This window comes from Arthrobacter sp. TJ-217, assembly GCF_058269255.1.
The window spans coordinates 172,007-194,272 of the sequence record NZ_JBZCNJ010000006.1; the positions used below are offsets into that span (position 1 = coordinate 172,007).

A 22,266-nucleotide genomic window follows, 5' to 3' on the forward strand; every position below is an offset into this window, starting at 1 on the left:
GGATCAGGCATACGCCTTTGTGACATGCGGGCTACGTCGGGATGTCCGGCGATTTCTTCCGTGTGGCGCCCGGAAAAGTGCACACGGGTCAGTTACGGATCCAGGCTTCATTGCCGGGGCCGCTCAGCTCTGCGCGCACGGATTCGGTTTTCAACTTGTCGGTCCGAACTTCCCCAGCAAAGCCGATCCTCCACCGCCTCAAGTGGTGTAATGCAAAGTTAGGTCGCACCCTGCCGCGAAAAAAGGGCCAATAGTCCCTAGCTTTGAGCCCCCGCGGACACGTCATGAAAAAAGGGCCGGAGGATCAATTAATCCGACGTCCACGCGGTCGGAAAATAATGGCGGGAACCGCGATTTTGTGGCTCGTTCACCCTTTATTACGCAATGGATGGCGATGTTTACGCTGCGGTTCAACGCCCGTTGCGCAATGGCCATATGAGCGCGGAAGAGTCTTTTGGGTCAGCAGTGACTGACGCGCAATTTAGATAAACCTTCCTATCGAGGAGATTGTCCGTGACGCCTTTGGCTGCACAATCGAGCACACACGATCGACAAAAGCAGTTTTTCCGTTCCTTCCTTGCCGGTTCACTCACGCTCGCAGCCCTCTCCGCCGCAGTGGGCCCGGCATCAGCGCAGGCGCCGGAGCACACCCGCGACATCACGGTCATTGCGCACCGGGGGGCCTCGGCCGACGCACCGGAGAACACGCTCCCCGCCGTCGACCTTGGGGCAGCGGTGAAGGCGGACTTCGTCGAGATCGACGTCCAGCGGACCCTGGACGGCGAACTCGTCGTCATCCACGACACGACCCTTGGCCGTACCACCGACGTCGAGGAGAAATTCCCCTCCCGCGCACCCTATCGAGTCGCTGACTTCACGCTTGAGGAGATCCAGACGCTTGACGCCGGGTCCTGGTTCGGGAACCGTTTCGAAGGAACAAAGGTCCCCCCACTGCAGGAGGTCCTCGACACCCTGCACGGCAGGGCGGGCCTGCTGCTTGAGGTGAAGAGCCCTGAGCTGTATCCGGGAATCGGCGCCGAGATCGCCGCCGAACTCGATTCCGAAGGGTGGCTTAACGCCGATGCCCGAGCCGGGCGGCTCGTTGTGCAGTCCTTCGACTGGGATTTCATGCGCGAGTTCAACCGGATCGCACCCGAGGTTCCGGCCGGGCTGCTCGGCGGCCCGCCGAAGGCGGCTGAGTATGCCGAACTGTCCACCTGGGCGGACCAGATCAACCCGAGCAACACACGGGTGGGCCGGGACTTCGTTGAAACCGTTCACCGGCACGGGATGGAAACTTGGCCGTACACCGTGGATGACCCGGCCCGCATGCGCACGCTGATCGGGCTCGGGGTCGATGGGATCATCACCAATAAGCCCGCCGTTCTCGCCGACGTCCTCAAGACGGACGCGAAGGCCGCACGGTAAACGACCAGTCTCACTGGAGCCATCGGCCCGGTGTCGGACGTTCCGCTGATCCGCGGCGCGTCCCGGCACCGGGCTTGTTGCGTCACGGCCTGAAGGACCGGTCCGCGGCGGTCCCGTGATCCTGTGCAACGGTTGAGTGACAATCGGGACGAATTCATTTATTGGGACACACCTCGGTCGGACAATTATCGGATCATCCGCAGCTAGAGGAGGTTGTGATGCGCCGTCCCAGACCGTCAACCATCGCCCGCTCCGGAGCCCTGGGGCTTGCCCTGCTCCTGGTGTCCTGCGGGCCGCCGGCATCGGAGCCCGGCGCGGATCCCGGGAACAGCCCGGCGGCGATCACGCCTGCCGGCGGTTCAGGCGCCACGCCGTCTGCTTCACCATCGACAGCAGATCCGACGCCGGCCACGGAGTCCCCCACGGCGGAACCGGCGGCTGGCTGGACCACCTACACGACGGCGGACGGCAGCCTGACCTTCGACCATCCCGACACGTGGACCCTCGAGGAGAAACCGGAGGACGCCGCGCCGGGCGGGGTTTCCGTCGAGGTGTTTACCGATAGGGGAAAGCCCGCCGCGACGCTCCGCACCAACATGGTCACCGGAGCCGAATGCACTGAAATGTACTACTACTCCGTGGTGGACTCCGAGCCGCTGCCCGCACTGGCACAGGAGGGGGGAGTGCCGCGCTTCACCTTCGAAACCCGGACCGACAACACGCAGACGGACCCGAAGAAGATGATCATCGCAATGTACGGGATCACCTCCGGTCCGGAGCCGACCGGGGAGAAGGCGTGCCCCATCTTCCATTTCTTCACCTGGCCGCCCAGCGGTGCAACGTTCTCCGGCATCTATGACCCCTTCGACACGACACCGGGGAATCCAATGCATGTTGACACGCCCCAGGCCTATACGGAGACCCCCGAGTACAAGGACATCAAGAAAATGATCACCTCCCTGCGGCCGGCCGGCTGAACCACAGACAGCACACGCCGAACGCGGCCGGGCATGGCAGACTGGGGAGCATGTCACCGAGTCCTGCCGAGCAGCCAGTCGACCGTCAGCCCGAAGAGAAAACGGTTGTTGAATCAACGCCGCCCGAACCTGAAAAGCCGGGCGCCAACGTTCCCGGGGCGCAGATCAAGGAACGGACCCACCTCGGGATGCGGCTCGACGACACCTGGCTTTCCTTCCAGCGGAAGCTTGCGCGCAAACGGGGCCACGTCGAAACGGTCATCCCGTACACCGGCTACGGCACCTCGAGCTGGGTGCGGGTACTCGCCCGCGTGGTTCTTGCCCACCCGCGCGACAGCGGGCCGATCGAGGGCACCGGCCCGCTCAAGCCGTTGAAGGAGGGGATCCGCGGCTGGAGGAACTTCACCAGCGCCCCGGTGCAGAACGCCGTCGTGAAGGTGGTCGTCAACGGATCCACCTTCGAAGTGCAGGCCGACCACGGCGGAGTAATCGATGTCCGCCTCGACGTGTCCCTGACGCCCGGGTGGCACACCGCGCGCCTTACGTCCGGGGATTCCCGGATGGCGGAGGCACCTATGCGCGTTGTCGATGACTCGGTGGACTTCGGCGTGGTGTCCGATATCGACGACACCGTCATGGTGACCGCGCTGCCCCGCCCATTCCTTGCAGCCTGGAACACCTTCGTCCTTGACGAGCATGCCCGTACCCCCACCCCGGGCATGGCGGTGCTCTATGAGCGCATCACACGCAGCATGCCCGCGGCTCCGGTCCTCTACCTTTCGACCGGTGCATGGAACGTAGCGCCCGCGCTTACCCGCTTCCTCTCCCGCAACCTCTACCCGGCCGGGCCAAAACTGCTCACCGACTGGGGGCCCACCCGCGACCGCTGGTTCCGCAGCGGCCAGGACCACAAGCGCACTTCGCTCGAACGTCTGGCCGAGGAATTCCCCTCGGTGAAGTGGCTGCTGGTCGGCGACGACGGCCAGCACGACGAAGCGATCTACGCCGACTTCGCCCAACGCCACCCCGACCGGGTCCGCGCCATCGCCATCCGACAGCTGTCAATCGGCGAAGCTGTGCTGGCAGGTGGACGCTCCAAGTCCGACCACACGGCCCAGACCCCGGGAATCCCCTGGATCTACGCACCCGACGGCGCCGGCATGTCCGAACAACTTGAGGCGCTGGGCATCATCGACAAGGACTCCCACGCCGAAGGCGGGCACTAGCCCTCCACCGGCTGCGCCGGGTGGGTGTCGAGCCGGATGGTGAGCAGGATCCTCCGCAGCGCCATGCCGGAGGTCGCTGCGGCGTCGATCCGCTCCTTCTCAGCAGCGCTCGCATGAACGCCCTGCATCAGCGCATCAACTGCCGCCTCGGCCCGGATGAGGCAGTCGTCGTGGGCGTCCCACACCTCAATCGCTTCGGCGGTGAGGCCGATGGCTGCGGCCAGCGGAGCGGCGAGGGACACGGGAAGCGGCGCCCGGGTTTCGGAACGCCAGATGGCGTCAGAGATGACCTCCGTCATGTCCTCGACGTAGAAGGCCACCCGTTCCATTGACTGGAGCGCGTGGTAGTCGGCATCGACGTCCCTGCGGTGCCGGCGCTGCCGGAGGTTTCCGCGTCGGCTCGCGTCGGCCAGCTGCACCGCCGCGCGAACCTCCTGGCTCAGCCCGAGCAACCCGTTGCTCCGCGAGGCCCACTCCTCATGCTCGGGTGGCCACTGCTCCTCAATGGCCGCCCCCATGTCCCTGAGCTGGCGGGCAAGCGCTGCCCGAAGCTCCTCCAGCCCCTGGGCGGCACCGTTGAGGTGAAGCGGCGGGAACACCAACGCGTTGACCGCGAGGCCCACGCCGACGCCGACGAGCATCTGCAGCGAATACCCAAGCGAATAGTTCCCGGCGTTGTCCCCGCCCAGCAGCAGGACAAACAAGGCCGCCATCGGGATCCAGTCCCTGCCCGCGCCGAGCCGGGGCAGACCCGCCAAAAGGACCCCGGCGCCGACCACCAGTGCCACTGTGATGCTTGAGGCGTTGCCCAGGAAGATCACCGGAAACGCGAGGAGTATGCCCACCGCCAGCCCGGTCAGTGTCTCAACTGCCGCCCGGGCGGACCCGGCTACGGTCGGGTACATGCTGACAAGCGCGCCGAGTGGCGCGTAGTAGGGGTAGGCGGACGCGACGCCCGGCACCAGCTGGGCGACCCACCAGGCGATGCCCGCGGCCAGCGCCGCTTTGAGGGCGAGCTGCAGGCGCGCGTGGCGCAGCACTGTGGAAAGGCGTCCCTTCAGCCGGGTACGGGCCGGAATTGGAAGTGTAGCCATCGGGCCAGTATTGCAAAGCCGGCTGGATTGCCCCTGAAGACGGATCCGGCGCCTGCGGCTTCTGGTTGACTTGAGGCGTGATGCGAATGGCGCGCCCGGACGATCTCCACAGGCTCCAGGCAATCGAGGCCGCGGCGGGCGAGGCGTTCCGCAGCATCGGCATGGCCGCCATCGCCGACGACCCGCCGCCGGAGCTCGACCACCTCGCGGCCTTCCAGGAGGCCGGGCGCGCATGGGTTGCCACCGACGATGCTGACACGCCTGTCGCCTACATCCTGGCGGGCGAGGTGGACGGGCACGCCCATATCGAGCAGGTCACAGTCCACCCGACGCACGCCCGGCGTGGCCTCGGGCGGTCGCTGATCGAGGAGGTTGCCCGGTGGGCCGAGGACGCCGGTCTTAAGGGTGCAACGCTCACGACCTTCGAGAACGTGCCCTGGAACGCGCCGTACTATGCCCGGCTCGGCTTCGAGCGCGTTCCCGAAAGCGAATGGTCCGAAGGGATTCGGCGGATCGTCTCCTCCGAAGCGGCGCAGGGGCTTGCGGCATGGCCCCGGGTCGTGATGCGAAGGCGCTGGCGGTGACGCCCGGCTGTCCGGCGGTCCGGCGGTCCGGCGGTCCGGCGGTTCAAGCCTGCCGGCTGGCGCCTTCCGAGCGGCTGCCGCGCCAGCGGTTCACACGGCGCAGGACATCCAGAGCCGTCTTCGGCGCCGGCCTCCGCAGCCCGGCGCGCACGTGCTGGATCGCCGCGTTCCACAAGGCGTCGTTGTAGGTCGGGTAGGGATGCGTCACGGCAGTGAGGTCGCGCGTCGTGAGCTTCCGCTCCACGGCGAGGGTGAGTTCCCCAAGGGACTCCCCGGCACGCGCCCCGACGATGGTGCCACCGAGAATCCTTCCCCTCCGGTCGAGGATGATCCGCGCGAACCCCGGCGTCCGTTGCTCGGTGATCGCGCGGTCGTTGTCCGCGAAGTGGAAGGTCGATGTGGTGTGCCAGGGCCCGGCGGGCTCGGTGACGCCCACGGCGGCGACCTCCGGCGAGGTGTAGGTCACCCGGGGCATGGCCTTGCTGACACGGCGGCGGATCCCGAGAACGGCATTGAACGCCGCGGTGCTTCCGTGCACGCCGGCGAGGTGGGTGTACTGCGGATAGGCAGTCACGTCACCGGCGGCCCAGATCGAGGGACGGGACGAGCGCATTGTCGCATCCACCAGGATCCGGCCCGATCCGTCACGGTCGACGCCGGCGAGCTCCAGGCCCAGGTCCTCGGTCCTCGCGCGGCGTCCGACGGCGGACAGGATGACGTCGGCTCCGAAGGTGCGGCCGTCCCGGGTGTGGACGGTGCTGCTGCCGTCGTCGTGGTTTTCAACGTGGTCGATCCCGGCATGCTCAAGAACCTGGACGCCGTCCGCCTGCAGGCTCGCGCGGACCGCAGCCGCGGCGTGGCCGCCTTCCCGGCGCAGCAGCGTTGACCGGGTGAGGATTGTCACCTGCGAGCCGAGGCGCGCAAACGCCTGGCCCAGCTCGCAGCCGACGGGCCCACCGCCAATAATGACAAGGCGGCCGGGTAGGTGATCGAGTTCCCAGACGGTCTCGGAGGTGACGACGTTCGCCGCACCCAGTCCCGAAACGTCGGGAATCAGGGGAGAGCTGCCGGTCGCGACGAGGGCCTGCCGGAAACGGATCCTGCGGCCGTCGACGTCGGCTTCGTGCGGGGAGGTGAAGCGGGCGGTGCCGGATAGGACGGCGACGCCGGCCGCCCGGAGTGTTTCGGGTGAATCGTCGGGTTCGATCGCCGCGATCGCTGCCGAGACGCGTGCCCTGACGTCGCCGTAGTCATCCCCCTCCCCGGCGAGGGTCCGCCTCCGCGCCGACGCCGCAGCCGCCCACAGGAGGGTCTTCGACGGGACGCACCCGGTCCACAGGCAGTCTCCGCCGGTGCGCAGCCGCTCCACGAGCGTCACGCTGGCGCCAAGGCTGGAGGCGGTCGTGGCTCCGACAAGGCCGGCGGTTCCACCGCCGATCACCAACAGGTCGATCACTGCATCGGGAGAGTCCATCGGATCCACCTTCTCAACGGCTGCTCGGGGTCCAAGCCTATGCTGTAGCTGTCGTCCGCCGGCGGCCTTGTGCCGGCCCAATGCCAGGAGTGAGGCCGATTCCGGACAAATACACAACTTTCGCCCCCTTCTATGACCTCCTCTCCGGTGAGTGTCCGGTCTACCGAGCTGGGCGCGTGCTCGGCATCGGGGCGCTTGGCCTGCGGCCCGGTGACCAGGTTCTCGACGTCGGATGCGGCACCGGGCTCAACTTCGGGCTCCTGCAGGAGCGCATTCAGCCAGGGGGAGTGATCGTCGGCATTGACCGCAGTGCCGACATGCTTGCCCAGGCCCGCCGGAAAGCGGTGCGCAACGGCTGGACGAACGTGATCCTGCTGCGGGCCGACGCTACGGAGGCCGGTCCGGAGGAGCTAGCGGAACGGGTCGCGGCTGCGGGGGCGCTGCCGCGCTTCAATGCGTCCCTGGCCACCTATTCCCTTTCCCTGATGCCCCGGTGGCAGGCAGCGTGGGAGACGATGCTTGGGCTCAGCGCACCGGAGGCAATGCTGGGCGTCGTTGACATGCGGGAGCCGGTTGGCCGCTTTGCCCTCGCCGCACCGCTTGCCCGGGCCGCCTGCCGTCTGGGCGGAGCCGACATCACCGCACACCCGTGGACGGCGGTGGAGCAGGACTGCATCGAGGTCGTTGCCCGGGCCGCGCGCGGCGGACACCTGCAGGTGCGGGTGGGCCGCCGCGCTTCGTAACCTACGGCTGGTTCTGCAGCAGGCGCCGGACGACCAATCCGCCTCCGGTCAGCAGGGCCGCGCCGGCCAGCGAGCGCTGGAGGGTCCTCCGCTTCCCGCTCCAGCCGCCGGTCACCCCGGCGGTGTCGGGGTCGAGGGAGGAGGCGTAGAGGTTCCCGCTCGTGTCCTCAGCGGGCTCGGTGCGGGACAGATGAGTCTTCTCCACCTGATGGGCCATCATCTTTTCGACCCGCCGCGGATTGAACCGGTGCTGGCGGACGAGGGAGCGGCCCAAGCGGCCCAGGACCACTTCGGGGCGCGGCGACGCGGCGAGGCCCACGATGGCGGAGGCAACCTTGTCGGGACTGTACACCGGGGGCATGGCCACCGCCCGGCGGCCCGTGTAGTTGGCTGCCTGATGGAAGATCGGGGTATCAATGGTCGGCGGGAGCACCGTGCACACGTGGACCTTCCGGGCCTTGTCGAGCAGCAGCTCCGAGCGCAGGCTCACCCCGAGGGCACGGACAGCGGCCTTGGACATCGAATAGGCGGCGGTGTACGGCTGCGGAACCTCGCCCACGATCGACGAGACATTGATCAGCGTGCCCGAGCCCTGCTCCCGCATCCTCTCCAGGGCGGCCCGCGCACCGTAGACGTAGCCCTTGATGTTGACGTCGAGCACCCGGTCAAAATCCCTGAGCGGCACCTTGAGGAAGGGGGAGAACAGCGTCACGGCGGCGTTGTTCACCCACACGTCGAGGCGCCCGAACTCGGCAACGGCGCGGTCGGCAAGGGCATCGACGGCATCGGCGTCGCTCACGTCGGTGGGTACGGCCAGCGCCCGCCCCCCGTAGATCTCGCACTCCTCCACCAGGGAAAGGAGCGCCTCCTCCCGGCGGCCGGCGAGGACGAGCAGTGCGTTGGTCTTGGCGAACGCAAGCGCGGTGGCCCGGCCGATCCCGCTCGACGCGCCGGTGATGACGACGACCCGCTGTTTCTTGCCCACTGGCTTTCCTCTCGACGCTGCATCATCCGCATGCGGCAGGAAGCCGGCATGCCCGTTTTCGAGGCTAGCGAGAGGCCCGGAGGCCGACAACGTTTTTCCCGGCGGAAAGCCTGCTGGAATTTACGAGGGAATGTGCTTGGGCTCGATGCTTTGTTCCTTGAGGATGTCGGCCAGCTGGTCCATGAACAGGCGCACCCTCGTACTCTGGCGGTCGCTGGTCTGCAGGGCGAAGATACTGCGGGCCAGGCGGATCTCGGGAACGTCGAGCGTCACGATTCCCGGAGGCCGGTTGAGCATTGCCAACTCGGGAACCAGCGCCGCCCCGAGCCCAGCGGCGGTCATCTCGAGGCTCGCGTTGAAGTCGTCGCAGTAGGCGACAACCCGGGGGTGCAGGTTGCAGCTGGCGAAGAGCCGCTCGATGACCGTGGCATCCGCGGTGCCGGGGTGGTGCAGGATCCAGGGCATGTCGGCGAGCTGGTCGGCGCTTACCGGCGATCCGGGGCGGATGCCCCAGGCCGCAGGAAGGACGACGCGGAAGTCGTCGTCGCCGATCCACTGCCTGCTCACACTGGTGGGCCAGGCAAGGCCGGCCTGGCCCACCTGGTAGACCAGTGCGAGATCGAGTTCGCCGCCGGTGCGGAGCCCCTGGATGGTCTGGGCCGGCTCGGCGACGTAGACCTTGAGGTTGATGCCGAGCATCCGCCACTGGGGCGTGGAGAGCAGGCGCGGCAGGGCGTAGGTGGCAAGGCTGGGGAAGATCCCAAGCCGGAGTTCCTGGGCGGTCTCCGACTGGGTACGGGTGGCGGAGGCCAGCAGCGCGTCGATGTCGGTGAGCACCTTCGCCGCGTGGCGGGACATGACAACGGCGGCCTCGGTGGGGACCGCGCTGCGGGCACTGCGCTCGAACAGCCTGGCCCCGGTGTCCTTCTCCAGCGCGGACATTTGCTGCGACACCGCCGACGCCGTGTAGCCAAGAGTGGCGGCGGCACCCGAAAAGGACCCGTGGCGGATGACTTCGAGCAGGGTCCGCAGATGAACCGGGTTGACCACGCGCCGTCCTTTCCCTGCCTCATCCAACGCCCGCAATGCAGCGGAGCAACCGCTGCGCGGTTCGACTCCGAACAATAGCCGATACCACCGAGCGTTTTTCCCTGTGTTACCTACTGATCGCGGCGCTGATGGATTAGGCTCTGGCTCCACGGCCCGTCCTCCGCTCCGGCCGCACCGAGAATTCCAGGAGGCAGTGAGATGAGCACCCCGGTTATCCGTTCCGAGTCGGGAGTCGATCCCGCGGCCTGGCCCGATGTAGCACTCGTTCCCGCAGGGGCGAAGGCCAAGGTCGCCGCGGCGGTAGCGAAGCGGCTCTTCACCTCCGCAGTGGCCGGGCTGCCGCTGCGGGTGGTCTACGACGACGGCACGGTGCTCGGCGGTGGCACGGGCGGTGGCACGGGCGGCGGGCCCGTCCCGGAAATGCGGATCCACCGTCCCGCCGACTTCTTCGCCCGGCTCGGTGACAGCTGACTGATCGGGCTGGGGGAGGCGTACATGGCCGAGGACTGGACCTCCCCGGACCCCGCCGCGCTGCTCGAGGTCTTCGCGGCGAGCGTTTCGAACCTGGTTCCGGCGCCACTGCAGAAGCTGAGCGCGATCCACCTGCCTAAACCGCCGCACCGCGAAAAGAACACCACGGCAAACGCGCGTTCGAACATCGCCCACCACTACGACCTTTCAAACGACCTGTTCGCCCTGTTCCTTGACGAGACGATGTCTTACTCATCCGCGCTGTTCGACGCCACCGGTCCCGCGCTCGGCCAGGTCACGTGGGACGCGCTCGCCGAAGCGCAGCGGCGCAAGATCGACCGCCTGCTCGACCGCGCGCGGGTTGGTGAAGGCTCCCGGGTGCTTGAAATAGGGACGGGCTGGGGCGAACTGGCGCTCAGGGCGGCCGCACGCGGAGCGGAAACTGCCTCGATCACCCTCTCCAGCGAGCAGAAGGAGCTCGCCGAGCGCCGCATTGCCGAGACGGGCGCGGGGGACCGGGTACGGATCGAGCTCAAGGATTACCGCGAGGTCGAGGGAGAGTACGACGCCGTCGTGTCGGTTGAAATGATTGAGGCCGTCGGCCACGAATACTGGCCCGTCTACTTCGATACCATCGACCGGGTCCTCGCCCCGGGCGGGAGGGCGGGCATCCAGGCCATCACCGTCCCGCACGAGGCGATGCTTGCCGCCCGCGGAAGCTACACCTGGATCAAGAAGTACATCTTCCCGGGCGGCTTCATCCCCTCGCTCCGGGCCATCGAGGAAACTACCGAGCGTTTCACGAGCCTGCGGGTGCGCGAACGGCTGTCGATGGGCGACCACTACGCGCAGACGCTGCGCCTCTGGGAGGAACGCTTCAGTGCCCGGCACGACGACGTCGCGGCCCTGGGATTCGACGAGGCATTCGAGCGGATGTGGCGGTTCTACCTTCACTACTGCCGGGCCGGATTCCAGGCCGGCTACCTCGACGTGCACCAGCTCATCCTCGATCGCAGGGCATAACTGGCGTTCACGGCCCCGGCGGAACGGCGCCATTTGCGGGCCCCGGGGGAGTCCGGGTGGAGATTGGCGCAGCTGTGCGTAGTTGCTATTGGCCCTGTGCTATTGGCCCTGTCGGTCGCGAATATGCGGGTATAGATTAATTGGGACGAGCGGGCCTTCGTACATTTTCCTGCAAGGGTGGTGCCGGAAAAGGCAAGGGTTCGCATTAGCATTCCTCAGCCGCGTCGAAGGAGCCGGCAATGGCACCCCTGATCACCCTTTTGGCCGTCACCCTGGTGCTCCGGGGAGCCGGCACAGCTGGAGTGCGGGCACTGCGGTCATGGCGGGTGTGCGTGCGGGGCGGGCTGGCAGCCATGTTCCTGCTCACCGGCACGGCACACTTCAACGACATGCGCGGGGACCTTATCGCCATGGTCCCACCGGTCCTTCCATACCCCGGACTGCTCGTCACCGTCACCGGCATCCTGGAGCTCCTGGGCGCGGTGGGGTTGCTCCACCGGCGCACCGCGCCCTGGGCCGCGGCAGGACTCTTCCTGCTCCTGCTGGCGATCTTTCCCGCGAACGTTTACGCAGCCACCGCCGGCCTCACCGTCAGCGGCAGTCCCGCTACCGCGCTGCTTCCCCGCACCCTCATCCAGTTGGTCTTCCTCGCGGCAGTGCTGTTCGTTCTGGAGCCCAGCATCCGTGGGTACCGGAACCGGCGGATCGGAGTAGAGGGAGGGCCTCCGCGCCGCGTCCCGCGCCGGAGGCCGGGTACCACTCGGGAGAGCTGAGGATGAACCTTTTCGTTGCCCTGCGACACGCCGAAGAAGACAGGACACAAGCAATTTTTTGCTGTGTGCAAGTACTCCACAGGGTGTGCACTCAGGGGTGCGAAAGTGCGGAAATCCGCGGCTCGGGGAGGGCCCCGCCTGTGGATTACATGTGGACTCAGGGCCGCCAAAATGACATACTTGTAATACATCATCTTGGGGTCTGTATCGGCAGCCCGCACTAGATGTAGTATCTAGATATCGAATCAACCGCTGGCCGGGCAGGAACCACAGGGCCGGAAGTTCCCCGGAATTTCCCCCTTTTCGGGACGCTCCACCAACACCCGCAGACACAGCAACACAGCAGGATTAAGAAGGGGACAGGGACATGACCGTAACGGTTTACACCAAGCCAGCATGCGTGCAGTGCAACGCTACTTACCGGGCTCTGGACAAGAAGGGCATCACCTACCAGACCGTGGACATCTCACAGGATCCCGCGGCGCTGGAACGCCTTCGTTCAATGGGCTACATGCAGGCTCCGGTGGTCATCACCGACCAGGATCACTGGTCCGGTTTCCGCCCCGACAAGATCAACGAGCTGGCCGAGCTGGCCGTCACCTCGGTCGCCTGATTTCCCTGCTCCTTCAGGACCAGGCCGGCCGTCACTGCCGATCATGACTACCACCGCGGATATCCTGACACCCCGCCTGGAGCAGCCCGCTCCCGGCGGGGTTACCGATGCGCCCCTGATCTACTTTTCGTCGGTCTCGGACAATACGCACCGGTTTGTCACCAAGCTGGACGCACAGGCGGCCCGGCTGCCGCTGCTCACGAAGGAACCAACCCTTCGGGCACTGAAGCCCTACGTGCTGGTCCTGCCCACCTATGGTGGAGAGTCCGGCAGGGGAGCGGTGCCGCGGCAGGTCATCAAGTTTTTGAACAATGAAGAAAACCGCTCTCTCCTTCGCGGAGTTATCGGAGCGGGTAATACAAATTTCGGCGAAACCTACTGCCTGGCAGCGGATATCGTCGCCGCCAAATGCGGGGTTCCCGTTTTATATCGGTTTGAACTTATGGGGACGTCAGAGGACGTAGACCGGGTACAACAAGGATTGGAAGAGTTTTGGAAATGAGTGTTGCAGAGACGGACACGGCTGGAGCGACAAAGCACAGCATCGATGCCCGCTACAAGGACCTGGGCTACCACGAGCTCAACGCCATGCTCAACCTGTACGGGCCTGACGGAGAGATCCAGTTCGAGGCCGACAAGGAGGCCGCGCACCAGTACTTCCTGCAGCACGTCAATAACAACACTGTCTTCTTCCACGACCTCGAGGAGAAGCTCGACTACCTCGTGAAGAACGAGTACTACGAGCGGGAGACCCTCGACCAGTACACGATGAACTTCATCCGCGACCTCTACAAGCGCGCCTACGGCAAGAAGTTCCGCTTCGAGACCTTCCTCGGCGCCTTCAAGTTCTACACCTCGTACACGCTCAAGACGTTCGACGGCAAGCGCTTCCTCGAGCGCTACGAGGACCGTGTGTGCATGGTCGCCCTGCACCTGGCCAACGGTGACGAGACGCTCGCCACCCAGCTTGTCGACGAGATCATCGAGGGCCGCTTCCAGCCGGCCACCCCCACCTTCCTCAACGCGGGCAAGGCCCAGCGCGGCGAGCTGGTCTCCTGCTTCCTGCTGCGCATCGAAGACAACATGGAGTCCATCGGGCGGTCCATCAACTCCGCCCTGCAGCTCTCCAAGCGCGGCGGCGGCGTCGCCTTCGCCCTGACCAACATCCGCGAGGTTGGCGCGCCGATCAAGCAGATCGAGAACCAGTCCTCCGGCGTCATCCCCGTGATGAAGCTCCTCGAAGACAGCTTCTCCTACGCCAACCAGCTCGGTGCCCGCCAGGGCGCCGGCGCGGTGTACCTTCACGCCCACCACCCGGACATCAACCGGTTCCTCGACACCAAGCGTGAGAACGCCGACGAGAAGATCCGCATCAAGACCCTGTCCCTCGGCGTCGTCGTTCCCGACATCACCTTCGAGCTGGCCAAGCGCGACGAGGACATGTACCTGTTCTCCCCGTACGACGTCGAGAAGGTCTACGGCATGCCGTTCTCCGACGTGAACGTCACCGAGAAGTACTACGAAATGGTCGACGACGCCCGGATCAAGAAGACCAAGATCAAGGCGCGCGAGTTCTTCCAGACCCTCGCCGAGATCCAGTTCGAATCCGGCTACCCGTACATCATGTTCGAGGACACGGTGAACCGGGCCAACCCGATCGAGGGCAAGATCATCATGAGCAACCTGTGCTCGGAGATCCTGCAGGTGTCGGAGCCCACCACCTACCACGACGACCTTTCCTACGCCGAGACCGGCAAGGACATCTCGTGCAACCTGGGTTCGCTGAACATCGCCAAGACCATGGACTCCCCGGACTTCGGGCGCACCATTGAGACAGCGATACGCGCCCTCTCGGCCGTGTCGGTGATGTCCAACATCACCTCGGTTCCTTCGATCGCCAAGGGCAACGAGCAGTCGCACGCCATCGGCCTGGGCCAGATGAACCTGCACGGCTACCTGGCCCGCGAGCGGGTCCACTACGGCTCCGAAGAAGGCCTGGACTTCACAAACATCTACTTCTACACCGTGGTCTTCCACGCCATCCGGGCCTCGAACCTGCTGGCCATCGAGACCGGCCGGACCTTCGGCGGCTTCGAGAAGTCCAAGTACGCCTCGGGCGAGTTCTTCGACAAGTACACCGACCAGGCCTGGGTTCCGGAGACCCCGCGCGTGGCCGAGCTGTTCCAGAACGTCCACATCCCCACGCAGGAGGACTGGCGTGCCCTGAAGGCCTCGGTCATGGAGCACGGCATCTTCAACCAGAACCTGCAGGCCGTGCCTCCGACCGGATCGATCAGCTACATCAACAACTCGACGTCCTCGATCCACCCTGTGGCCTCGAAGATCGAGATCCGCAAGGAAGGCAAGCTGGGCCGCGTGTACTACCCGGCTCCGTACCTGACGAACGACAACCTTGAGTACTACCAGGACGCGTACGAGATCGGCTACGAGAAGATCATCGACACGTACGCCGCGGCGACGCAGCACGTGGACCAGGGCCTGTCCCTGACGCTGTTCTTCAAGGACACCGCCACGACCCGCGACATCAACAAGGCGCAGATCTACGCGTGGCGCAAGGGCATCAAGACCATCTACTACATCCGTCTCCGCCAGCTCGCGCTGGAAGGGACCGAGGTAGATGGCTGCGTCAGTTGCATGCTTTAGGCAACTAAATTGGGTGGGTCATTCCCGAGGGAATGACCCACCCGCCGGACATTCCACAACGAAGGCATTGAGAAAGCCGACTGCAGGTATTGCATCGAAGACTCAGCCAAATCAAAGTTTTACCTCAGAAAGCGAGTCGGAGTCATGACCGAAAAACTGAAGCTTCTCAGCCATGTTGAGGCCATCAACTGGAACCGCATCCAGGACGACAAGGACGTGGAGGTCTGGAACCGGCTGGTCAATAACTTCTGGCTGCCGGAGAAGGTGCCCCTGTCCAACGACGTCCAGTCCTGGGCAACCCTGACTCCGGACGAGCAGCAGCTCACCATGCGCGTGTTCACCGGTCTCACTCTGCTCGACACGGTGCAGGCCACTGTTGGTGCCGTCAGCCTGATTCCCGACGCGATCACCCAGCAGGAGGAGGCGGTGTACACCAACATCGCGTTTATGGAGTCGGTGCACGCCAAGAGCTACTCCTCGATCTTCTCCACGCTGGCCTCCACCAAGGAGATCGACGAGGCGTTCCGCTGGTCCACCGAGAATGTGAACCTTCAGAAGAAGGCGCAGATCGTGACGGACTACTACCGTGGCGATGACCCGCTGAAGCGGAAGGTGGCTTCCACCCTGCTGGAGAGCTTCCTGTTCTACTCCGGGTTCTACCTGCCGATGTACTGGTCTTCACGGGCCAAGCTGACGAACACCGCAGACCTGATCCGCCTGATCATCCGTGACGAGGCCGTGCACGGCTACTACATCGGGTACAAGTTCCAGAAGGGCCTCGAGGGTCAGTCGGAGGCGCGCAAGCAGGAGATCAAGGACTACACCTACGAACTGCTTTTCGAGCTGTACGAGAACGAGGTCCAGTACACGCACGACCTCTACGATTCCGTGGGTCTTGCCGAGGACGTCAAGAAGTTCCTTCACTACAACGCCAACAAGGCGCTGATGAACCTGGGCTACGAGGCGATGTTCCCGTCCACCGTGACGGATGTGAACCCGGCGATCCTGTCGGCGCTCTCACCGAACGCTGACGAGAACCACGACTTCTTCTCCGGCTCGGGCTCGTCCTACGTGATCGGCAAGGCAGTCAACACCGAGGACGACGACTGGGACTTCTAAGGTCTGTAGATGGACAACCCACTTGGCCCTTTGGACAACCCACTTGGTCCTTGGACAACCCAATTGGTTGTGAGTTGCCAAGATAGTTGACACAAGTGACAAGTTAGTTGGCGAGTGACAAATAACATGGCATCCGTGACAAGTTAGTTGGCAGTTGTTGAGACACCGACTACTCGGTGGACGTGAGCTTGTCGCGTCCTCCAAACCTGACCCGGACGGCCCCGCATGCAAGTGCGTGCGGGGCCGTTTTTCGACGAATTCAGGCTCGCTCGCTGCCGTCGACGAATCTTAAGGCTCAGCTAGGGAGCTTCCAGAACACAACTATTTGATGGGGAAGAAATGGCCGAGTACAACGTAGGACCCTTTACGTTTCCGTCAAAGAAAAAAGTACTGGACTACCTGAGCGAACAGCGTGAAAAGCACGATGACGGCCAGGTTGTGGTGGATGAAACTCTTGCCCGGATCCTGACTGAGCTGGTCAGCCTCCATGACAGTCCTCAAGAAAAGATCGGGCCCGGGATCAGTCATTGGGTAGCTACGAGAAATAACGTGGATGGAAAGCGGACACGGGGTTTCTCGATCATGCAAGAGGGCGGAACAGATACAGTCCCGTTCGGGTACTCAAAGATCATCAACAAACCCGGCCCTAGGGCAAAGTTGGCCGAGGCGCTTACCCAGGAAGCTATTCATCTCACGAGAGAGTTCCGCGAGCGTGCGTTTGCTGCGGACGTTGTCACCTGTGCGGATACGGGCGTGATAATCTCCGACGTCAGACTTGCGAATGCGGTGCATCGACGGCCGGCGCGCCGTGAGTTGCACCAATTGTTCATGACCGCGGAGGGCCTGACCGTCGAGGAGATTGGCCTTGTTAAGGCCAATCCTGGATCAGGCTACCGGCTGGAAGATCGGGAACTAGCCGAACGATGGGTTGCGTTCCAGCAGGCACGAATGGATGGAATGGACATCGTGCTCTGGGAGCACGCTAACTCGATCGTCTGACGTCCGATGCATGCCCGCGAGCCTGCCCTATCGCCCGGGGAATACCGTCTAAACTCAAACGGTAATAACAGGCGAAATCAAATCCCAGGTAGACAAGGTCTGGAATGCGTTCTGGACTGGCGGCATCTCCAACCCCTTGGAAGTGATCGAACAGATAACGTATCTGCTGTTCCTGAAGCGGCTGGATGAGAACCAGACCCGTGCGGAGAACAAGGCCAACCGCACCGGTAAACCGGTCGAGAACCCGGTATTCCCCACAGGCTTCGATGACAAGGGCCGCTCCTACCAGGACTTCCGCTGAAGCAAGTTCAAAAACTTCTCCCGCGACGAGATGTACACCGTTTTCGCCGAACACATCTTCCCGTTCCTGCGCACTGGTTTGGTCCAGTTGGCCAACGGCGAAGAGTCTTCCTACGCCCAACACATGAAAGACGCGCGCTTCACCATCCCCAACGCCGGGCTACTGGAAAAAGTCGTCGACATCATCGACGAAATCCCCATGGATGAGCGCGACACCAAGGGTGACCTCCACGAATACATGCTTGGCAAGATCGCTTCGGCCGGGCTGCGCATCGAGGAGTTTCCCTTTGGATACCTGTCCAGAGGCCGGCGATGGGTTACATAGAGACAGGCCAGTCTTTGGGGAGTATTTTGTTCGCATGTACTCATTTCGGGCCATTGATAGCAACGGTGAAGAATATGACGCCGCCCCACTGCATATCGTTGGGAATCAGGACCACTCCCGCGGCCCTGGCGGGGCCTACTTCCCACAGACCCAAATCGGGAACCTGACGATGGATCAAATCGACATATGGCCACGCTGGGCAACTACCAATGAATCGCTATTCAATCGGGTTGTCAGGGAGGCCGCAGCATCGGATCTCATGATGGGAACCACTCCGGAGACATGGAGTCCTATCGGTGCAATGAACCCCACGTCTTTCGGCACGTGGAGTGCCAACGAACAAACTGCCAGTAGGGCCCCGTCTTTTCGATGGGGTGTAGACGGGGCTCTATCAATCGGTCCCACGACGTTTAGCGCCGGACAAAATGCCATTCGTGCTCAGGTCGGGGACGAGACGGTTGGCGCGATTGCCTTCTGGGGGGATGGGTTCATCGTCCCGGTTCTACCCAACACCCGCCGCGTAGAGGTTAGATTCACCTTCGACTCGGAATACGAGAAGAGGGACCGCACCGCGATAGCAGAAGAACTGCGAGACTACATCCCCAACGAACCGCTCAGTCAGTTCCTGATCTGGCGCCTCTACACCGGGGAAAATTCCCGTGTCCTCGACGGAGTAGCGAAAGCTCCCTCGGGGTCTTCGGACCTGGACCTGGGACCGATCGCAACAGTTTCCTACCTGGTTGCCCGGCTCTTCCTGGGTGTCCATCAGATGTTCCACCGCGACCGGCCGGATCCCTTTGCCGCGCGGAGACGGTGGATTCAAGAGTTTGCAGACAGGGAAACCGCTGCATCATGCCCAGCAATAACAGAACTGAAAGCCGCTGAACCGGGGTCATCGGCCGTTATCGCCGTGCATGGAACGATGGCTTCTTCGATGCCTCTGGCCGCTGCCTTGCGCTCGGCACTGGGCCCAGGAGTGTCCATATCCCGTTTCGAGCATGACACGTGGCTGCCTGTCCACAGCAACTCCAAGGAGCTGGTTCAAGAGATAAAGAGGCTCGGGCTCGAGCATGTTGTCCTCGTTGCACATTCGAGGGGAGGGCTTGTCGCACGCGAGGCACAGGCCAGATTAGAAGGCAGGCCGTGCACCGTCAAGCTGATCTCTTTGGGAACACCATACCTTGGTACACCTATCGTGGATGTGGCGAGTGGAGGTCTCCTTGGTGTGATGACCCTGTTTGGAGTGCTCAGGTTCGCCGGGGGCGTGGCCATGGACGTAGGGACACGCCTGGCGGGACTCCTCATCATGACCAAGCTGCCTCGCGGGATAGAGGCGATGGGGCGTGACTCGTCGCATATCAACGATCAAAAGGACTGGCCGCTGGATGTGACCGCGGTCGGAGGAATCATTGATCCTAGCGGGACAGCCGACACTTACAGGGGAATCTTCTCGTCTGCCGTCTCTGGGCTTGCTGCCGCGGCTTTTCCACTTACCAAAAATGACGGCATTGTCTCTCTCACGTCTGCCATCGCAGATGGACAGGTAACCGAGACGATTGAAGTACTTTCTGACCATTTCTCTTACCTTGGAAATCCCCGAGTCAAAGAACTTCTGGCGTCAATACAACTACCACCGGCTTCTGCAGCGGTGATGAACGAAGTTCTACCTTGGTAGCCTCCACAAAAAGTGCCCGCTCAGGATCGCTCAATGCGACATTTCAAGTTGAGTCATGAGTTGTGGGATGTATCGTCCGGGTACCGTTGTCACGGTCGACGGGGGTGCATGCACTGCATCCGTTGCGACTAGGCTCAAGTGCCCAAGGTCGAAAATTGCAGGCTTCGTCAATCAGGGGGAGATGTATTGACTGGAAAATGGACGCATCCTACAGTACGCCGCGGCACGATCTGGTGGACGATGCAGAGCATAGCTTTGGGCGGGATCACCGTTGCGTTGGTGTTTCTCGCCTTCTGGAATCCTTCCACCGAGGCGACTATCGCAGCCGCTGTGTCTCTTGTCCTTGGGCCCGTTCTAATTTTCATCGCTCTAAAACAGATCAAGAGCCTTCGCCATGAGTATCGATACTCCGACGAAGACATGTAGCAAGCCGAATAGAGGACGCTCGCAGGCATTAGTCAACTCACCCGTAGGCTCCCTGTTCGAGCGCGCGGACGGCTTCGCGGACCGGGGCGGTGCCGTGCAGGATCAGGACATCGATGGGACGGGCTTGGAGATAGCTGTTGTCCCCGTTGAACCAGTCCCATGCCACGGCCGGGAGAAGTTGTTGGAGGAGTGCGTCGAGGAGCGCATCGAGATCACCGGGCACCGCGCGTCCCCCGAATTGTTGAAGGACCGCGTCCTTCAACTCTTCCGCCGTGCGCGGTACGGGCAACAAGTAGATAGTTGGGGAGCCGGTCCGTCCAGGCTGTGTTCGCGCGTCGGCGTCGGCGACCATCTTCAGCACCGACGCAGGAGTGACCCGGCCCAGCCTGCTGTCCAGCACGATGCGTTCCCGGGCCTTCTCAATCGTCAGGTCGGAGGGCGGGAGCCGCAGCTGCCGGCGGAGGGCTTCGGGAAGTCTCATGGCGGTCTCGCTTTCGTCGCGCCCTGATTCTTCCGCCCACGGCGCGTGCCGTCCAGCGCGTGCATGCGACGCGGACCCGTGGGCCCGTCGACGAGCCGTGGCGGGAACCATTGCAGCCGTGCCGGGTCCACTTCACGCAGGTCGAATACAACCCACGGGACGACAGATGTTCTTTGGTCAACTCCTGCTGCGCCTGCGGCACTACAGGGACCAGATGATGTCGGCCAGTGCGGCCAGTTCGACCCATGCCGATCCGATGCTTCCGGCTGCGGCGGTGCGCATCTGGGGCATCCGGTCGACGGCGGCCAGCCGGTCCAGCCCGAGCCCGGTCAGGGCGGCGATGTCGGCCACGGGGACCTGGAAGGTGCGGAACGGGCCCAGCGGCGGAGCGTCCCCGAGGAGCCGGCGGGCCTCGTCCAGGTCCGGCAGCACCGGTGTCTGGTCCACGATGTACCCGGTGGAGGCCAGGTTCCCGCCGTGGAGGAACGCGGCGACCTTGAAGAAGCGCAGCGGGATCCCCACCCCCCGGTACACCGGGTCGGCCTCACCGAACACGGGCCCGGTGAACACGATCAGGCGCCGGCGGTGATCGGCGGCATTGTTCAGCAGGTAGGACTCCAGGCCAAGCCAGAGCTCCATGCCCTGGTTGAAGCGGGCGGCCTGCGGGGCGGCGTTGGTGTAGTGGAAGGTGTCCCGGTTGGCCCGTTCGGCCTCCTCGGCGGTGTCGCCCCAGACGGCCGAGGCCCGGCGGGCCATGTGTCCGCGGTCCAGGTCGTTGCCGGCGTAGACCCGCTCCCCGGTCTGCTGGTCCTCATCCAGGCGCGGATCCAGCCGCCAGCGCATCCCGTCACGGTCCCGGTCCATGAGCCGTGCGCCGTCGATCCCCAGGGCGGCGACGGCGGCCAGGCGTTTGTCCAGGCGCATCAGGACGCTGAAGTGGGTGTAGGGCAGCAGGACGGTTTCCACGTCCAGGGTCAGCTGCGGCACGGGAACATCCACGCCCAGGAACCGCTCGTCGAAGCCGGTGCGGCCCGCCAGGTTGTCACCGGGCAGGGACTGGGGGCCGGGCAGGGGTGCGTCCATCAGGTGAAGCTACGATCGTGGACCGAGGGAAGGCAGTATTGTCCAGGAGCTGCCGCCCCGGCGCTGCACATTGTGCGGCTCACGGATCGGGGTGTGGATCGTTGCGGGTGCCGGGCGTGTGGTGTCTACACCGTAAGAGACCAGTTCCATGAACCATTTGCCCTCCTTGGCGGCCGGCGCCGGTTCCCAGGGAGGGGTGGCGGTCAGTGCCGATTCCCGGACGTGGATCTCGAAAAGCCTCAACGCTGAGATGCCGACCGTGGCAGGTGCATCGGCGTATCTGGCACGGACCTGCTCGGCGAGGTCTCGCAGCAGAACGGGGAACTCGAAGACGCCGTTGTAGGGAGGGTCGAGGTGGTATTGGAGACGCTCCTCATCATCTTCGCCGACGATCTCAAAGTATCCGTCGGGGTCGGCCTTGCCCCGAAAACAGTCCCGGAATTCCGCCGATGCATCGCGCGCGGGTTCCATCGATTGGTGAAGGAAGCAATAGCTGATCCGGTACGTTCCGCACTCGAGGCGCGGACCGGATGGCGATGAACACACGCGGATGGGCGTGGACGCAAGCTGGTGTGACGGCACCGTGCTGATGGCCAAGCTGGACTCCTTGGGGGGTGGAGCACCTGGCAGCATGATGAGAGCCCATGGCGTGTCCGCTCGCATGAGGGCAAACATCACCCCCTTCGAAACGGACACACCACGGACCCTGCCTTGCACACGATCGATCGCGCATGCGTTGCGTGGGCGACGCTT

The 22,266-nt window shown here is 64.1% G+C and carries 23 protein-coding genes; 16 read left to right on the forward strand and 7 right to left on the reverse strand.

The genetic code is table 11. The features are described from left to right. Window positions 1–513 precede the first annotated feature (513 nt). From AC4D2R_RS12505 to AC4D2R_RS12515, 3 genes are all read left to right on the forward strand, one after another. The gene (locus tag AC4D2R_RS12505; RefSeq protein ID WP_490940258.1) at window positions 514–1,428 is read left to right on the forward strand and encodes a glycerophosphodiester phosphodiesterase; all 915 of its coding nucleotides are present in this window, start codon (window positions 514–516) and stop codon (window positions 1,426–1,428) included. A 218-nt stretch (window positions 1,429–1,646) separates the two neighbouring features. Beyond that, window positions 1,647–2,405: a hypothetical protein gene (locus AC4D2R_RS12510; RefSeq protein WP_490940259.1), complete on the forward strand. Its 759-nt coding sequence runs from the start codon at window positions 1,647–1,649 to the stop codon at window positions 2,403–2,405. Window positions 2,406–2,593: 188 nt separating this feature from the next. Then, the gene (locus AC4D2R_RS12515; protein ID WP_490940344.1) at window positions 2,594–3,631 is read left to right on the forward strand and encodes an App1 family protein phosphatidate phosphatase; all 1,038 of its coding nucleotides are present in this window, start codon (window positions 2,594–2,596) and stop codon (window positions 3,629–3,631) included. On the opposite strand, the gene AC4D2R_RS12520 is transcribed toward AC4D2R_RS12515, so the two are convergent. Beyond that, the gene (locus tag AC4D2R_RS12520) at window positions 3,628–4,725 is read right to left on the reverse strand and encodes an FUSC family protein (RefSeq protein ID WP_490940260.1); all 1,098 of its coding nucleotides are present in this window, start codon (window positions 4,723–4,725) and stop codon (window positions 3,628–3,630) included. The two genes, AC4D2R_RS12515 and AC4D2R_RS12520, sit on opposite strands and share 4 nt — an antisense overlap. Window positions 4,726–4,811: 86 nt before the next feature. Between AC4D2R_RS12520 and AC4D2R_RS12525 the strand changes: the two genes are divergently transcribed. Continuing rightward, entirely contained in the window at window positions 4,812–5,309 is a 498-nt protein-coding gene (locus tag AC4D2R_RS12525) for a GNAT family N-acetyltransferase (protein ID WP_490940261.1), read from the forward strand. Window positions 5,310–5,352: 43 nt separating this feature from the next. On the opposite strand, the gene AC4D2R_RS12530 is transcribed toward AC4D2R_RS12525, so the two are convergent. Then, entirely contained in the window at window positions 5,353–6,783 is a 1,431-nt protein-coding gene (locus AC4D2R_RS12530; protein WP_490940262.1) for a dihydrolipoyl dehydrogenase family protein, read from the reverse strand. 89 nt (window positions 6,784–6,872) lie between these two features. On the opposite strand from AC4D2R_RS12530, the gene AC4D2R_RS12535 reads away from it, so the two are divergent. Then, window positions 6,873–7,526 carry a class I SAM-dependent methyltransferase gene (locus AC4D2R_RS12535; RefSeq protein ID WP_490940263.1) on the forward strand — a complete coding sequence of 218 codons (654 nt, stop codon included), beginning with the start codon at window positions 6,873–6,875 and terminating at the stop codon, window positions 7,524–7,526. A gap of 1 nt (window position 7,527) precedes the next feature. Here AC4D2R_RS12535 and AC4D2R_RS12540 read toward each other — a convergent pair whose 3' ends face one another. Further along, entirely contained in the window at window positions 7,528–8,511 is a 984-nt protein-coding gene (locus AC4D2R_RS12540; protein WP_490940264.1) for an SDR family oxidoreductase, read from the reverse strand. A gap of 120 nt (window positions 8,512–8,631) precedes the next feature. Beyond that, window positions 8,632–9,561, reverse strand: coding sequence for a LysR family transcriptional regulator (locus tag AC4D2R_RS12545; RefSeq protein WP_490940265.1), 930 nt, complete (start codon window positions 9,559–9,561; stop codon window positions 8,632–8,634). A gap of 198 nt (window positions 9,562–9,759) precedes the next feature. Between AC4D2R_RS12545 and AC4D2R_RS12550 the strand changes: the two genes are divergently transcribed. From AC4D2R_RS12550 to AC4D2R_RS12600, 11 genes are all read left to right on the forward strand, one after another. After that, on the forward strand, window positions 9,760–10,032 hold the full coding sequence (locus tag AC4D2R_RS12550; protein WP_490940266.1) for a hypothetical protein: 273 nt from the start codon (window positions 9,760–9,762) through the stop codon (window positions 10,030–10,032). Between the two features lie 24 nt (window positions 10,033–10,056). Further along, window positions 10,057–11,055, forward strand: a complete 999-nt coding sequence (locus AC4D2R_RS12555) for a class I SAM-dependent methyltransferase (RefSeq protein WP_490940267.1) — start codon at window positions 10,057–10,059, stop codon at window positions 11,053–11,055. Between the two features lie 239 nt (window positions 11,056–11,294). Continuing rightward, a complete protein-coding gene (locus AC4D2R_RS12560) occupies window positions 11,295–11,828 on the forward strand; it encodes a DoxX family protein (RefSeq protein ID WP_490940268.1) in 534 nt (177 codons plus the stop codon). A gap of 367 nt (window positions 11,829–12,195) precedes the next feature. Continuing rightward, window positions 12,196–12,441: a glutaredoxin-like protein NrdH gene (nrdH, locus tag AC4D2R_RS12565; protein ID WP_490903549.1), complete on the forward strand. Its 246-nt coding sequence runs from the start codon at window positions 12,196–12,198 to the stop codon at window positions 12,439–12,441. A gap of 43 nt (window positions 12,442–12,484) precedes the next feature. Next, window positions 12,485–12,943, forward strand: a complete 459-nt coding sequence (nrdI, locus tag AC4D2R_RS12570; protein WP_490940269.1) for a class Ib ribonucleoside-diphosphate reductase assembly flavoprotein NrdI — start codon at window positions 12,485–12,487, stop codon at window positions 12,941–12,943. Continuing rightward, window positions 12,940–15,105 carry a class 1b ribonucleoside-diphosphate reductase subunit alpha gene (gene nrdE, locus AC4D2R_RS12575; RefSeq protein WP_490940270.1) on the forward strand — a complete coding sequence of 722 codons (2,166 nt, stop codon included), beginning with the start codon at window positions 12,940–12,942 and terminating at the stop codon, window positions 15,103–15,105. Before nrdI ends, nrdE begins: the two co-directional genes overlap by 4 nt. 144 nt (window positions 15,106–15,249) lie before the next feature. After that, window positions 15,250–16,224: a class 1b ribonucleoside-diphosphate reductase subunit beta gene (nrdF, locus tag AC4D2R_RS12580; protein ID WP_490903546.1), complete on the forward strand. Its 975-nt coding sequence runs from the start codon at window positions 15,250–15,252 to the stop codon at window positions 16,222–16,224. Window positions 16,225–16,563: 339 nt separating this feature from the next. Then, entirely contained in the window at window positions 16,564–17,223 is a 660-nt protein-coding gene (locus AC4D2R_RS12585; RefSeq protein ID WP_490940271.1) for a DUF3223 domain-containing protein, read from the forward strand. Between the two features lie 76 nt (window positions 17,224–17,299). Then, window positions 17,300–17,524, forward strand: a complete 225-nt coding sequence (locus AC4D2R_RS12590) for a type I restriction-modification system subunit M N-terminal domain-containing protein (RefSeq protein WP_490940345.1) — start codon at window positions 17,300–17,302, stop codon at window positions 17,522–17,524. Window positions 17,525–17,554: 30 nt separating this feature from the next. Continuing rightward, window positions 17,555–17,848, forward strand: a complete 294-nt coding sequence (locus AC4D2R_RS12595; RefSeq protein ID WP_490940272.1) for a hypothetical protein — start codon at window positions 17,555–17,557, stop codon at window positions 17,846–17,848. A 169-nt stretch (window positions 17,849–18,017) separates the two neighbouring features. Further along, the gene (locus tag AC4D2R_RS12600; RefSeq protein ID WP_490940273.1) at window positions 18,018–19,523 is read left to right on the forward strand and encodes an esterase/lipase family protein; all 1,506 of its coding nucleotides are present in this window, start codon (window positions 18,018–18,020) and stop codon (window positions 19,521–19,523) included. Window positions 19,524–19,986: 463 nt separating this feature from the next. Here the strand turns inward: AC4D2R_RS12600 and AC4D2R_RS12605 are convergent, their stop codons facing one another. The 3 genes from AC4D2R_RS12605 to AC4D2R_RS12615 form a co-directional block, all read right to left on the reverse strand. Next, window positions 19,987–20,430, reverse strand: coding sequence for a hypothetical protein (locus AC4D2R_RS12605; RefSeq protein WP_490940274.1), 444 nt, complete (start codon window positions 20,428–20,430; stop codon window positions 19,987–19,989). Window positions 20,431–20,631: 201 nt separating this feature from the next. Further along, on the reverse strand, window positions 20,632–21,513 hold the full coding sequence (locus AC4D2R_RS12610; protein ID WP_490940275.1) for a DNA/RNA non-specific endonuclease: 882 nt from the start codon (window positions 21,511–21,513) through the stop codon (window positions 20,632–20,634). Window positions 21,514–21,522: 9 nt separating this feature from the next. Then, window positions 21,523–22,110, reverse strand: a complete 588-nt coding sequence (locus AC4D2R_RS12615) for a hypothetical protein (RefSeq protein WP_490940276.1) — start codon at window positions 22,108–22,110, stop codon at window positions 21,523–21,525. Window positions 22,111–22,266 lie beyond the last annotated feature (156 nt).